The sequence below is a fragment of the Streptomyces sp. NPDC012825 genome, assembly GCF_042900925.1.
In the GTDB taxonomy this organism is placed as follows: Bacteria; Actinomycetota; Actinomycetes; order Streptomycetales; family Streptomycetaceae; genus Streptomyces.
In genome coordinates this window covers 92,156-104,913 of sequence record NZ_JBIBBZ010000017.1, presented here as the reverse complement: position 1 = coordinate 104,913, position 12,758 = coordinate 92,156, and the positions used below count along the sequence as shown (strand labels likewise).

12 protein-coding genes and 1 pseudogene are annotated in these 12,758 nt (G+C 67.3%); 9 read left to right on the top strand and 4 right to left on the bottom strand.

All coding sequences use genetic code 11. The features are described 5' to 3' along the window. From ACFY7E_RS27085 to ACFY7E_RS27075, 3 genes are read right to left on the bottom strand one after another with little or no spacing between them, the layout of a single operon-like run. Positions 1-864 (bottom strand): class I SAM-dependent methyltransferase, encoded by an 864-nt coding sequence (locus ACFY7E_RS27085; protein WP_389489202.1) that lies wholly within the window; start codon positions 862-864, stop codon positions 1-3. Then, positions 861-2,609, bottom strand: a complete 1,749-nt coding sequence (locus ACFY7E_RS27080; protein WP_389489200.1) for a GH3 auxin-responsive promoter family protein — start codon at positions 2,607-2,609, stop codon at positions 861-863. The genes ACFY7E_RS27085 and ACFY7E_RS27080 overlap by 4 nt, the downstream gene beginning before the upstream one ends. Next, entirely contained in the window at positions 2,596-3,234 is a 639-nt protein-coding gene (locus ACFY7E_RS27075) for a hypothetical protein (protein ID WP_389489198.1), read from the bottom strand. Before ACFY7E_RS27075 ends, ACFY7E_RS27080 begins: the two co-directional genes overlap by 14 nt. Before the next feature lie 351 nt (positions 3,235-3,585). Here ACFY7E_RS27075 and ACFY7E_RS27070 point away from each other — a divergent pair, with 351 nt between their 5' ends. The 7 genes from ACFY7E_RS27070 (at position 3,586) to ACFY7E_RS27040 (ending at position 8,452) form a co-directional block, all read left to right on the top strand. Next, positions 3,586-4,137 (top strand): EF-hand domain-containing protein, encoded by a 552-nt coding sequence (locus ACFY7E_RS27070; protein WP_389489196.1) that lies wholly within the window; start codon positions 3,586-3,588, stop codon positions 4,135-4,137. Between the two features lie 65 nt (positions 4,138-4,202). After that, positions 4,203-4,850 carry a substrate-binding domain-containing protein gene (locus tag ACFY7E_RS27065; protein ID WP_389489194.1) on the top strand — a complete coding sequence of 216 codons (648 nt, stop codon included), beginning with the start codon at positions 4,203-4,205 and terminating at the stop codon, positions 4,848-4,850. Next, complete coding sequence (locus ACFY7E_RS27060; RefSeq protein WP_389489192.1) at positions 4,847-5,620, top strand: alpha/beta fold hydrolase; 774 nt, start codon at positions 4,847-4,849, stop codon at positions 5,618-5,620. Before ACFY7E_RS27065 ends, ACFY7E_RS27060 begins: the two co-directional genes overlap by 4 nt. After that, positions 5,614-6,477 carry a class I SAM-dependent methyltransferase gene (locus ACFY7E_RS27055; protein ID WP_389489190.1) on the top strand — a complete coding sequence of 288 codons (864 nt, stop codon included), beginning with the start codon at positions 5,614-5,616 and terminating at the stop codon, positions 6,475-6,477. The genes ACFY7E_RS27060 and ACFY7E_RS27055 overlap by 7 nt, the downstream gene beginning before the upstream one ends. Before the next feature lie 484 nt (positions 6,478-6,961). After that, positions 6,962-7,501, top strand: a complete 540-nt coding sequence (locus ACFY7E_RS27050) for a winged helix-turn-helix domain-containing protein (protein ID WP_389489188.1) — start codon at positions 6,962-6,964, stop codon at positions 7,499-7,501. Beyond that, the gene (locus ACFY7E_RS27045) at positions 7,498-8,025 is read left to right on the top strand and encodes a transposase (RefSeq protein ID WP_389489261.1); all 528 of its coding nucleotides are present in this window, start codon (positions 7,498-7,500) and stop codon (positions 8,023-8,025) included. Before ACFY7E_RS27050 ends, ACFY7E_RS27045 begins: the two co-directional genes overlap by 4 nt. Positions 8,026-8,089: 64 nt before the next feature. Continuing rightward, entirely contained in the window at positions 8,090-8,452 is a 363-nt protein-coding gene (locus tag ACFY7E_RS27040; protein WP_389489186.1) for a hypothetical protein, read from the top strand. Positions 8,453-8,779: 327 nt separating this feature from the next. Here ACFY7E_RS27040 and ACFY7E_RS27035 read toward each other — a convergent pair whose 3' ends face one another. Further along, entirely contained in the window at positions 8,780-9,727 is a 948-nt protein-coding gene (locus tag ACFY7E_RS27035; protein WP_389489184.1) for a hypothetical protein, read from the bottom strand. A gap of 136 nt (positions 9,728-9,863) precedes the next feature. Here ACFY7E_RS27035 and ACFY7E_RS27030 point away from each other — a divergent pair. Both ACFY7E_RS27030 and ACFY7E_RS27025 read left to right on the top strand, forming a co-directional pair. Then, a pseudogene (locus ACFY7E_RS27030) lies at positions 9,864-10,627 on the top strand (IS5 family transposase). Between the two features lie 33 nt (positions 10,628-10,660). After that, positions 10,661-12,529, top strand: a complete 1,869-nt coding sequence (locus ACFY7E_RS27025) for a zinc-ribbon domain-containing protein (RefSeq protein WP_389489182.1) — start codon at positions 10,661-10,663, stop codon at positions 12,527-12,529. Positions 12,530-12,758: the final 229 nt, after the last annotated feature.

Below are 12,758 nucleotides of genomic sequence, written 5' to 3'. Positions count from 1 at the left end.
TCAGAGACGTTCCCCGTGGACGTAGAAGAACCGGCGGACCCCGGTCTGCCCGGCGGCGGGCACGGGATCGGCCCAGCGGTCGTAGCGCACCGTCTCGCCGGTGCCGGGCTGGACGGCCCGGGTGGTGAAGCCGTGTTCGGCGAAGAGTCCTACGGGGTTGTCGCTGCCGAAGACGAAGGGGCACCCCCATCCCTCGAACACGTCGAGCAGGGGCCTCATGTCGGGCACGGCCAGAGCCGTAGCGCTGACGATGTCGGCGCCGATCCGGCTGCCGGGCGCCATGATGGCCGCCACCCGGTCCAGCATCCGGCGCGTGTCGGCCTCCGGGATGTAGTAGAGCAGGCCCTCCAGGAGCCAGGTCGAGGGGAGGGCGGGGTCGTAGCCGGCCTCCTGGAGCGTGGTCTCCCAGTCGTTGGTGACCAGGTCCACGGCGACGGTGCGGTGGTCGACTCGGGGCTGTTCGCCTGCGAGCCGGGTCGCCTTGTGCTCCAGGACGACCGGCCGGTCCACCTCGAAGTAGCGGATGTGGTCGGGCCAGGGGAGCCGGTAGGCGCGGGAGTCCATGCCGCAGGGGGCGAGCACGATCTGGGTCATCGCCGGGTCCTGGGCGGCCTGCTGCAGGAACTCGTCGAAGAACCGGGTGCGGATGGCGTTGTAGTCGGGCGTGCTGGGGACGATCCTGGGGCTGTCGTGCGGGAAGGTGACCTGGAGGACTTCTTCCAGGAGCTGGGGGCCGAGTTCGCCGGCGAGGCGTTCGGCGTACGGGTCCTCGTAGAGGCGGTTCTGTCGGCGGGTCTCGGCCGCGCGCAGTGCTGCGGTGAGCAGGGCCGTGCGTTCGACGGCGTCGAGCTGTGTCTGGGTCATGCCTGTGCTTTCTGTGAAGTGTGCGTCTGGGTCTCCGCGGTTGTGACGTGCGGTTGTGACGTGGGGTCCTGCCCTGTCAGTCGGTGCCACAGTGCCGGGTCCTGGCGGAAGAGACGGTCCTTGACCTGGGTGGGGCGGATTCCGCTGCCCACGGTCTCGTGCCAGTCGCGCTGGAAGGAGTCGGCGGGCAGACACAGGGCGACGGGCGTCTCCAGGTTGCCCTCGGCGCGTGCCGTGCGGTAGCCGGGCGACTCGGTGCCCAGCGCGTGGTCGAGGAGCGCGGTGAAGCGGTCGGTCTCGTCCTGGCTCCAGGCAGTGCGCGGCTCGACGGCGAAGGTGTACCGGGAGGCCCGGTTGTTCGTTGGGTCGACGCGGCAGGTCGCGTTGCGTACGTCGAGGCCCAGGCTGGCCAGTGCGGTGGAGATCGCGCGGACGACCTGTCCTTCGCGAAGGCGTTCGCCGGCCGCGTCGCTGAGCGTGCTGCGCCCGGCGTACTCCATCCTCGCAACTCCGTGGGCGTGGTCGACGACCCGTACGACGTCTCCGCCTGCGTAGCGGTACAGGCCGCCGACGTGGCTGAAGATGGCGTGGTATTCGCGTCCCGCTTCCAGCTCGTGTGTGAGCAGGGTCGGTGTGTCGGGGCGCAGGTCCTCCTCGGCGTGTACGAACTCGTGCACGGCTGCTGTCAGGACCGGGCTTCCTGCGGTGGGGTGCCGGTCGAGGGCGATGGCGACCGGGCCTTCGGACTGGGCGACCGGGCCCGGCAGGACGGTCACGCCCGCGCCGAACTCCTCGCGCAGTCGGGGCAGGTACAGGGAAGCGACGCCGGTGGTCCAGGTGAGGATGACACGCAGGTGCGGCCAGATGTGGGCTGGTCGCACCTGGCCACCGGCGTAGGCGGCCAGCCGTTCCAGTTCGGCGGCGCGGGAGGGGTTGGGCGAGGTGTGCGGGTGTCCGGCCACGGTGCCGTCGCGGACGTCCTTGAGGATGCGGGGCCACCACAGGCGCAGCTGGTAGGGCAGAGCGGCCACCATCGCGGGGTTGAAGGTGATGATGCCGCGCACGCCGCTGTGCTCGACCGCGAGCCTGAGCCTGGCGTAGACGCGTTCGAGGTGCTCGTCCTCGCCGATGGCGGCGGGCAGTACGGACCAGGGGGCCGAGGTGCCCGGCTCTGCGGACAGCGGCTCGCCGAACCGCTCGCCGAGGTCGACCTGGCTCGCACCGAGGTGGGGGTGTCCGGAGCCGGTGGTCCTGGGGGCGGTCAGGGGGTCCTGCTTGAGGTTGAGCACGGCCAGCGGGTCCGCCACCACGTCCCAGAAGTGCTCCAGCATGGGAGCCCACATGGCGTAGTAGAACGGCATGAAGACGCTCTTCATGAAGCGCGGGGTGACGGGGATCTTCTTGTGTGCGCCCGTGCTGCCGCTGCTGGTGAAGTAGATGGCCGGGTCGTCGGCGCTCAGCAGCCGGCTCTCTCCCGCGGCCATCCGCTCGATGTAGGGGGCATGGGCGGCGTAGTCCTGGATCGGGACCGCCTTGCGGAAGTCGTCCAGGCCGCGGATGTCACCGAACCGGGCCCGCTTGCCGAACTCGGTGTCGGCGTTGAAGGCGAGCAGGTCCTCCAGGACTCGCTCGCGGTGTCCCGCCGGGTCCTGGCACGCGGTGCGCAGGGCCTGGCGCTCGGCCAGGACCCGGTCACGGTAGCGCTGCAGACGGTGCGGGTCCGCCCACTGCTCATGCGAATTCATCGTCCAGAACCTCTCGGATGGCTTTGGCCGTATCGGCAGCGCTGCGCTGTTCGCCGATGGTGGTGACGGGCAGGTGGGCGATCTCTTCCCGGATGAGCTTTCCCAGGTCACGCTGGTAGGTCTGGAACCCGTCCCGGCCGATGTTGTTGCCGTAGCACTCCAGGTGATGCGCCGTTCCTTCGCGCTGCGCGCGTTGCCAGGCGGTGGCCGGGTCGACGTCGAGGTAGATGACGCGGCGCGGCTGAGGAAAGGAACGCCACCAGTCGAACATGGGGTTCTCGCCAGCTCCGGCGATCCTGCATTTGGCCAGCGTTTTGTAGTAGTAGGAATCGACCAGGACGGGGCTGTTGCCCATTCGCTGGATGCGGTCTCGCATGTAGACCACCAGGGTCTGCGAGAGAGCGGTCAGGAAGTCCGGCGAGTACGCCTGGCCAAGGGCAGTGCCTACGTCTGTGACGATGGCGCGGTGCAGCCGTGTCAGCAGGCGGTGACCGGGGCCGAGGTGCGCTTTGTCCACTGAGACGACCGGCATGGCAAGTCCGCCGGAAATCAGTTCACGCAGTGCTGATGACTTCCCCGCGTGATCCGGACCAGACACGACACAGAAACCCGGATTCGAAGTCATAGTATTTTCGCATTCTCCGATTCCAGGACCTGTGTGGACCGTCGAGAAAAATCGTTCCCGGGTCACCCTGATCACGGACACGCTCCACCGCAACCCCTTCCCTGCCGAACAGCGCGCGGGTGTTGACGCGCCGCCGGACGAAGGGGAAGGCCTGATTCCGCGGCAAAAGGAGCAGGGGAGACGGCGAGCCGCCGGGCATGAACGATTCTGCAGCCGATTGGTAATTCACCCAATAGCGTGATTAACCCTGTTCGCCGATTTTGTTCCTCTTTTCCGGAAACTACGGTCCTAGGCTCTGCAGAGCTGTCGGCACGTTCGCCGAAGCACACTCCCCACACAGAAGGGACGGTCATGGCCACCGCCACCGCCGATCCGATCACCACGAAGCTGGACCACTTGTTCAGCGCCACCGACAACGACAACGACGGCTACGTCGAGTGGGCCGACTACCAGCGGCTCATCGACCGCTACCTGAGCGCCTACAAGATCGACAAGAACGACCGCCGGGCGCACGCGCTGACGGCCGCCTACCAGATGTACTGGATGGAGCTGCTGCGCCACGCGGACGGCAACAACCGTCTGAACAAGGAGCAGTACCACCACGCCAACCGCGCGGCGAGCGTGGACACCAGCCGTTTCAACATGGTCGAGGGTGTCCCCCATGCCATCTTCGACGTCATGGACACCGACGGCGACAACACCATCAGCAAGGAGGAGTTCAAGCAGTTCCTCGACGTCTGGGGCATCAGCGCCCCGGACGCGATGGACACCTTCGCGCAGCTGGACACCGACGGCGACGGATCCATCAGCCGCCACGAGTACATCCGCGCGGTGAGGGAGTTCTTCTACTCCCCCGACCTCGACGCCGCCGGCAGCCTGTTCTTCGGCCGCCTGGCCAAGTGACGTAAACGCGGAGCACGGCCTACCGGCCGTGCTCCGCGTCCGCTCCCCACCGAGGAAACACCGCCTTGCACCACACCACCCCTCACGCCGCCACGCCCCCCGGGGTGATCCGGCTCGGCTATCACGGCTCCCCCGCCCTGTCCGCAGCCCTCCTGCGAAAAGCAGGAATCGGCATGGAAGAGGCACAGCTCCTCGAGCACGACGTGGCCGACCCTTTCCGCGCGCTGCGGGCCGGTGAACTCGATCTGATGGTAGTCAAGTTCAGTCTGGGACAGGCAGAACCGGACCTGCGGCGGAGCCGGCCTGTGGCCCACGACGCGCGCGCTGTCCTGGTGTCCGCGGACCACCCTCTGGCCACCCGGGCATCGGTGTCGATCGAGGACGTGGCCGACTACGGCGTCTTCGACTGCCCCGGCACCATGCCTGTGGACGTGTGGGAAGAATCCGTACCCCGCACCACCCCCTCCGGCCGGACCGTCCGCCGCACCCACACCCTGGTCGACGTTCCACAGATGCTCACCGTGGTCAGAGCGGGCGAGGCCGTCCACCTGTCCCTCGCCTCACTGGCCGCCGTAGTGCCCAAGGACGTCAAAGCGGTACCCGTGCACGACCTGCCCCCGGCCCCGGTGGCCCTGGCCTGGTGCGCAGAGCGCGGGCTGCCGCCGCACATCGAACGCTTCGTGCGAGCCGCCGAAGCAGCCGCCGAACAGTGAGCCCCGGCAACTGCTCCGCCCCCGCGCCCGTCGTCCTGCTGCACGCTCTGTTCCAGGACTCCTCCATGTGGGAGGCACAGAAAGCGGAGCTGACCCGTCGAGGGCACCGGGTCGTCGCACCCGACCAGCGCGGCTTCGGCCGAAACCCGCTCGGTGACTCCGCCCCCTGCATGGACCTGCTCGCCGACGACGTGGTGCGCACCCTGGACAAGGAGGGCATCGACCGTGCGGCGTTCTTCGGCTCCTCCATGGGCGGCTACGTGGCCATGGCCGTCCTGCGGCGCCACCCCGACCGCGTCCTGGGCCTTGGACTGCTCGCCTCCCGCGCAACGGCCGACCCTCCCGCGGACCGGGCGAACCGCGAAAAGACCGCAGAACAATGCCTGGACGGCACCGCCCGGCAGCGCCTGTACGCCCAGATCCTGCCGGCCCTCGTAGGAGCCACCACACACGCCTCCCGCCCGGCCGTCATCTCCCGCACAGCACAGACGGCGCACCGGATGGACCCGCGATCGGTCGCCTGGGCACTGCGCGCCGTCGCCGACCGGCCCTGCTCACTGGCACTGCTGCACGAGACACAGCTACCCGCCCTCGTCGTCGCCGGAGCCGAAGACCGCCTCGTGGGTCTCGATGAGATGCGCCTGGCCGCCTCCGCCCTCCGGCGAGGCCAGCTCGTCACCATCCCGGACGCCGGGCACCTGCCGCCACTGGAAACCCCCGCACCCGTCACCCGAGCCATCCACGGCCTGCTTACGGAGATCCCATGCTGACCCGAGAAGACCACCCGAGCCCCACCGAGCCCAGCACCTGGGGGTTCACCGCCTCCACCGGACTGCCCTTCACCCATCAGACGATCGTCGACGCACACTTCCGCGCCTGCATCGAGCCGTACCGCAACCTCCTGAACCAGGCCGGCATCCGCCCCGGCATGCGCGTACTGGATGCCGGATGCTGCGGAGGCGACTTCCTTCCCTGGCTCGCCGAACTCACCGGTCCCCACGGCCGCGTCTCGGCCATCGACCTCGCCGAAGAACACGTGACCCGAGCCACCGAACGCGTACGGTCCTGGCACCTTCCCTGCCCCGTCGACATCCGCCAGGGCAGCATCACCCAGCTGCCCTATCCCGACGACAGCTTCGACGCCGTATGGTGCTCCAACACCGTCGAACTACTCACCGACGACGAGCTCAGGGCGGCGCTCCGCGAAATGCGCCGGATCACACGCCCCGGCGGGCTCGTCGCCATCAAGGATGTCGACGGCTACTCCTTCGCCGCCCGCCCCGGCGATCCCTACCTCTTCACCGACCTCTTCCGCACCGCCGGCGCCACCCCCGGCTACGCACAGCAGGTCCTGCGCACCCGCGACCTGTACCAGTGGATGCGCGAAACCGGTCTCCACAGCATCCGGCAGCACACCACCCTGATCGAACACTTCGCCCCCTTCACCACCGACGTCCGCTCCTACTACGCACCCGCCTTCGCCGAACTCGCCGCGCAGGCCAAAAAGCTGGGACTCACCTCACCCGACTGGGACACCCTCCTCGACCCCGCCCACCCCAACAGCCCGTTCAACCACCCGGACGGATATGTGTGCGAGGGCAACACCCTGGCAGTAGGAACCGCATAACAGCGAAGCACCGACCGGCGAACAACCACCGCGGACCTACCCACACCACCCTCGCCACCACGAGCACCGCCTCACACGACACCAACGCCCACGGACCGAAGCTCGCCACGATTCACTGGCACCAGGGCAAAACAGTGAACGCCCGCCTGAAAATGCCCCGGACTCTGACCGCCGCCGGGCTCCCAGGCGAGCAGACCCACAGGCTCGTCGCGGCGCTGGGGCTCGGGGACGGTGACCGAAGGAGCCCGCACTTGGATCGCAGAAAGCGGGGCTCCTGACGGAGTCAAGCAGATCCCCGGGACAACCGGGCGAGCAGGGCGCGCGGCCACGAGCGACCCGGTACGCCTGGCCGACCAGCCCGCCGCCCTTCACCGAACAGCACCGCGGGCCCCCGGAGGAGACAGTGCACAGCTACTGAACTTGATTGGGTGATGTCGGTGCCCTTCGCCTGACAGTTGGGTGTCAGCACCGGTAGCTCTGGGGTGTGAGGTACGCGCAGGGCGGCGGGCTGACCGACGCCGAGAGAACCAGGCGGGAGGGGTTACGACTCCAGGCCGTGGAGCGTTTCGATGGCGGGCAGAAGAACGCGGAGATTGCCGCTGCCCTGCGGATAAGCTTGCGGTCGGTCGAGCGGTGGCGTCGGGCCTGGCGCGAGAGCGGCGAGGCGGGAGTGCTGTCGAAGGGGTCGCCGGGAAGGCCTCGACTCAGTGAAGCTCAGATCGGGAGGCTGGAGCGGGAGTTGGAGCGTGGTCCACTGGCTCACGGCTGGGTGGACCAGCGGTGGACTCTGGCACGGATCAAGACGCTGATCGGTCGGCTGTTCCATGTCTCCTACACGGTCGAGGGCACCTGGCGGCTGCTGAAGCGGCACGGTTGGAGCTGGCAGCAGCCCACCAGGCGGGCGATCGAGCGTGATGACGGCGCGGTCGAGGTGTGGAAAAGGGAGACCTGGCCGCGGGTAAGAGCACCGCGGCGGAGCGCAACGCCTGGATCGTCTTCGAGGACGAGGCCGGGCAGTCGATGACTCCGCCGCGCGCCAGGACGTGGGGCCGGGTCGGCCAGACCCCGGTGGTGAGGGGGAGGGGCCGGGGCTCGGGGCGCGTGTCGATGGCGGGTATGGCCTGCTACAAGCCGGGCGAGCGGTCCCGACTGATCTACGCGATCCGCGAGTACAGGGGCCGCAAGGACGAGCCGAAGGGCTTCGGCTGGCGCGACTTTCGCGACCTCATCGTCCGCGCCCGCATCCAGCTCGGCGGACCGATCGTGCTGGTCTGGGACAATGTCCGCCTGCACCTGACGGCCGGCATGCGCGAGTTCATCGGCGCGAACGCCGAGTGGCTCACCGTGTTCCAGCTGCCCACCTACGCCCCGGACCTCAACCCGACCGAGGGCGTCTGGTCGCTGGTCAAGCGTGACATCGGAAACCTTGCTGCGACCGACCTCGGCCAGATCACCCGCGCCGTGAAACGCAAACTGAAGATGCTGCAGTACCGGCCGGAGGTCATTGACGGCTGCCTCGCCGGCACCGACCTGGCCCTGGACCTGTGAGCGTCGGGTTGGCGGACCCGAAATCGGCCGAAGCCCAAAACTACTGGTCAGCTACGGTGGCGGCATGACTGACAGCCTGCCCGAGGACGTTGCCGACGTGCTTGACCTCGTCCTGAACCCGGACGAGCCTATTCACGTCGCCCTCCGACGGCAGGTGCCCCAAATCAGAGTGCAATCCCGCTGTGAGTGCGGGTGCGGCACTGCCTATTTCGACCTTGACGCTGACGCGGTGGAGCCCGCACCGACGGGTTCCGGCACCGTCGTGGCTGCCGACATAAAGCTGTTCACAGAAACCGGCGAGTGCCCTGGCGAGGTCCTGGTCTTCGCGCAAGGCGGCTACCTCTCATGGCTGGAGGTCTGCTCTTGGAGCGATGACGTTGAGGTGAACCTCTCCGCGGCGCGGCGCTGGCTACAGCCACCGTCCTGAACCCGAGTCGGCTACAGCTGGCATCTCGGATTCTGACGCCGCCACCACGAGTCGACCGACATCACGAGTTCAAGTTCAGTACGGACCAGGCAGGCCGCCTGCCGAGTAGGGCCATTGCCCTCTGGCCGGCAGGTCGAGACTCGACTCATCGTCGAGTGGATGAACAGCGCCTCGTTGCTCTTGCGCGGTCGCTAACAGAAAGTCGGGGAGGGCGATCGCAAGTTCGTATTGGAGCTGCGTGTCCGTTTCAGCGGTAAGTTCCAGGCGGAGCGGAGGCAAGCGGCTCGGCCGGGCAGAGTGATCATGTCCGGTCTCGCTGCCCTGTGGTCAGGCATGGAGTCCCGCGGGCGGGTACTCCTGTGCAACCGGGCCACTGGCGTGGCTGAGGGACAAGCCCAGCAGCAGGGCTCCTTCGAGACCGGTGAGCAAGGCGAGGAGCTGGTCTTTCTCTTCCTGAGTGCCACCGTCTTCGTGTTTGAACTTCTGCAGGCTGGTACGGGTAATCGTGATCGCGCGGGCCAGAGTGTCATGGATGAGGGACGGACCTACGCCGTTGTCATACTCGTTAGCCTCACGGGCCACGGGGCCACCGCGGTAGACGAAACACAGAGCTTCGGCCCGCTTGGTCGGCAAAGTGGCCCCGTCCTTCTCGTGGGTGAGCTCGGGCTCATCCGGCAGGTTGCCTTCGACCCAGGCCAAGACCTCCTTCTTGGAAAAGGTCTCCCGCATGATCCGGTCGATCAGCTCGATCAGGGAGTTGGCGGCCTGGGAGATCCCGTCCTCGGAGTGCGCCAGGGCGTCCTTGGCCCCTCTGATCTTCCTGACGAGCTGGGAGTTCTCCCGCTCCAGCTTCTTGACAGAGGACTCCACCACCTGCCGCCTGACACGGATGATGATCTCGGGCAGGTTGTCAGGGCGCCAGCTGGCAAGGTCGTCGGCGGTGGCAGCCGTGAGCTGCATGGGAAGTGCGGCGATGATCTTCTCGTCGATCGTGATGAGCGCCCGGGTCAGCTCAAGACTCAGTAGATCGATCTTCGAGACGGCCTTCCGCTGCTGTTCCGTCATGTTGCCCAGCGCGTCGTTCCAGGCGACGGCGAACGGCATCAGCGCGCGGATCCCGCGCCTGAGAGCCAGAGTCACCACCGCGCTGTCCCTCTTGAAGGCATCGATCAGACGCCTGTACTCGGCGGCCCCCAGAAGCCTGAGCGCGAAGAGCTGATAGTTCGTCTTTCTGAAGGAGTTGAACCAGGCCAGCATCTGCTCGCGATCCTGCATCTGGTCAAGAGTGAGCCGTTTTCATCCTGTCTCTGTGGGGTGAAGTGGCAGGTCAGCGGGGGTGGGTGACGAGGCGAGGCTCTTGGTCGTTGCGGTGGTGTTCTCTACGCACCACGCATCGTCCGAGGAGCCTCGCTTGGTCCCGTATCGTGCCACGGTCGACGTCCCGCATGAGCTGGTCGAGCATGTTTCCTGGCTGATCTACGCACGAAGGTGTGAACGCCGCTCGCGGTGGCGGAAGCTCGGCTGCTTCCGCCAGGCCCTGCTCGTACTGGTGCACCTGCGGAAGAACGAGCCGCTGCCCGCCTTGGCGGCTGGCTTCGGCGTCTCGACAGCCACAGCCTGGCGCTACGTCGACGAGACTCTCGACGTCCTCGCGGCGTGGGCGCCGGGCTTGCACGAGGCCCTGACCGGCCTGGGTGAGGGCGACCATGTGATCGTCGACGGCACATTGATCCCCATCGACCGCATCGCAGCCGATGAGCCGTACTACTCCATGAAACATCGCAAGCATGGGATGAACGTGCAGGTCATCGCCCGTCCCGACGGCACACCTCTGTGGTTCTCGCGTGCGACACCGGGCCGCACCCACGACCTGACCGCGGCCCGGGTCCACGGCATCGTCCGGGCCTGCCTCACCAGAGAGATCCTCGTTCTCGCCGACCGGGCCTATCAGGGCGCCGGCGCAACCGTCCGCACCCCTACAAGAACCACCGCGAACAGCCCGAGCACTACCAGCAGTTCAACCGCGACCACGCACGACTCAGAGCTCCCGGCGAACGCGCCTTCGCGCAACTGAAGTCCTGGCGGATCCTCCGCCGAGCCCGATGCTCCACCCGCCGCATCGGCACCATCGTCCAAGCCATCCACACACTCCTGACCTGCAACTATTCAGGATGAAAACGGCTCAGTGGGGCGCACCATACTGCTTGGATGGTGTCCACACAGGATGTGCTCGGACGGCGTCGGGGCGGGCAGGCACGCAAACATGTGAGGGACGGTATTGCGCGACCGCCACGACCCGGCCAGTCCCTTGCCGAGCGGCTCCCTGTAGTGGCGCAGGACTGGGATACAGCCGGTAACGGCGGAATCGGCGCTGGCCAGGTCGCGTGGCGGAGTAGCCTGCTGGCAGCGTGGCGCTGCCATCGTTGTGGTCATCGTGGAGAGAACACGGTCGCTGGACGTGTTCAGATTTTCTTGAAACGCGGTCCCGCGTTCGGATGCCGTCGCTGCTCCATCCAGCGGCGGGATGCTCCAAGGCCTGGCGTGTCTCTGGAGGAGGCACGCCCTGGCTTGGCCGCGGAGTTTCATGCCGAACTGAATGCTCCGTTGACGGCCTCGGAGCTGACCCCTGGGTCGCAGCGCAAGGTGTACTGGCACTGTGTGTCCGATCCAGAGCACCCGTCCTACCTGCAAAGTGTGAGCAATCGCCGCAAGAGTGGCTGTCCTGCCTGCGTGAACAGGGTGGTCACTCCGGCTAATAACCTTCTGGCCGTAGCTCCGCAGATTGCGGCGCAGTGGCACCCGAGCAAGAACGGCTCGTTGACTGCGGATGCGGTCGTTGCCGGCTCCAACCGGCGGGTGTGGTGGAGGTGTGCTCGGGGCCATGAATGGCAGGCCCACATCAGCACGCGCGTGTCGCAGCGAACGAGGTGCGGTCTTTGTTCCCGCGGTCAGCAGTCCGGTGCTGAGGTCGCTCTCTTCTCCGAGCTGCACGAGTTGCTGGCTCCGCTCCTGGGTGGCCGTGCGGTACGCCGGCATGTCAGGCCGGAGGGCGTAGCCACGAGGTTCGCGCGGTGCGACATCGTGATCACCGGCCTCGAGCCGTGCGTGGTCGTGGAGTACGACGGGGCGTACTGGCATCGCGGTCGTTCAGGGCCGGATCGGAAGAAGGCCCTCGCGGTGCGGGGTGCCGGGCACCATATGGTGCGGGTGCGTGAAGCGCCGTTGAAGGCATTGCACCCGGACGATGTGGTCATCAACGGCGGGGCGGACGCTCATGCTGCTGCCGCGGCGGTCCTGGGGCGCATGGTGGAGCGGGAGTGGCTGCCTGCCCGGGTGGCATCGGCGGCGCAGGAGTACGTCGCCGCGGGGCGGCCCCTGGGCACAGAGCTGTGCGCTGTTCTGCTTGAGGACGTTGATCATCGAGATCTGGGTGCTGATTCACTGGCGGTCACCCACCCGGGCCTGGCAGATGAATGGGACATCGAGGCCAATGGGTTGCTGACACCCCGGCATGTCGGCGTTACCACCTCTGCTCCCTGTTGGTGGATCTGCCCTTTGGGCGACCGCTACCCTTGCGCGCCTCGTGAGCGTGTCGCGGGGCGTGGATGTTCGGTCTGCAGCGGGAAGCGAGTCAACGCCCGCACCAGCCTGGCTGCTCTCCATCCCGACCTGGCGGCGGAGTACGTGCCCCAGGCGGGACGCAGCGCCGATGACATCGGGGCGGGGTCCCATCGGCGTGTACTTTGGCGCTGCAGCACCTGTTCCTACGAGTGGCAGGCCATCTTGCGTAGCCGAACCCGTAGCGGAGCGGGATGTCCTGCTTGCGCGGGCAAGGTCGCCACGGAACGTGCCAACCTGGCTGTGGTGTACCCGGCGGTCGCTGCGGCCTGGCACCCGGTGTTGAACGGTGAACTGCACCCCGAGGACGTGCGGCCGAAGTCGAACAAGGCCGTGTGGTGGCTGTGCCCTGACTGTGAGAAGCCCTATCGGGGAAAGGTCGTGGACCGGGTGGTGGCCCGGCATTCTTGCTGTGCTGCTTGCGCGCGCCTTCGGGCCTGGAGCGCTCGCAGAGCATAGAGCCTGTCCGCAGCCGCGCCTATGAACCGGCTACAGGCGCGTGCACGGGGACTCGGCATCTCTCTGCTGGCAGGAGTGGTCTGCGCATCGGCTTCGTGTAGGGGCACGGGTGCATGAGAGATGCTAACTAGGCCTGCGTCCGGTCAGCGCCAGGTACCGCTGGATACCTGGGCAACCGTCTGTGCTCAGGGGGCATGGCGGCAAGCCGTAAGGATCTTGGGATCTATGT

Coding starts and splice junctions, on each gene's coding strand:
- ACFY7E_RS27085 (WP_389489202.1), bottom strand. CDS start 864: ATGACCCAGACACAGCTCGACGCCGTCGAACGCACGGCCCTGCTCACC.
- ACFY7E_RS27080 (WP_389489200.1), bottom strand. CDS start 2,609: ATGAATTCGCATGAGCAGTGGGCGGACCCGCACCGTCTGCAGCGCTAC.
- ACFY7E_RS27075 (WP_389489198.1), bottom strand. CDS start 3,234: ATGACTTCGAATCCGGGTTTCTGTGTCGTGTCTGGTCCGGATCACGCG.
- ACFY7E_RS27070 (WP_389489196.1), top strand. CDS start 3,586: ATGGCCACCGCCACCGCCGATCCGATCACCACGAAGCTGGACCACTTG.
- ACFY7E_RS27055 (WP_389489190.1), top strand. CDS start 5,614: ATGCTGACCCGAGAAGACCACCCGAGCCCCACCGAGCCCAGCACCTGG.
- ACFY7E_RS27045 (WP_389489261.1), top strand. CDS start 7,498: ATGACTCCGCCGCGCGCCAGGACGTGGGGCCGGGTCGGCCAGACCCCG.
- ACFY7E_RS27040 (WP_389489186.1), top strand. CDS start 8,090: ATGACTGACAGCCTGCCCGAGGACGTTGCCGACGTGCTTGACCTCGTC.
- ACFY7E_RS27035 (WP_389489184.1), bottom strand. CDS start 9,727: ATGCAGGATCGCGAGCAGATGCTGGCCTGGTTCAACTCCTTCAGAAAG.
- ACFY7E_RS27025 (WP_389489182.1), top strand. CDS start 10,661: ATGGTGTCCACACAGGATGTGCTCGGACGGCGTCGGGGCGGGCAGGCA.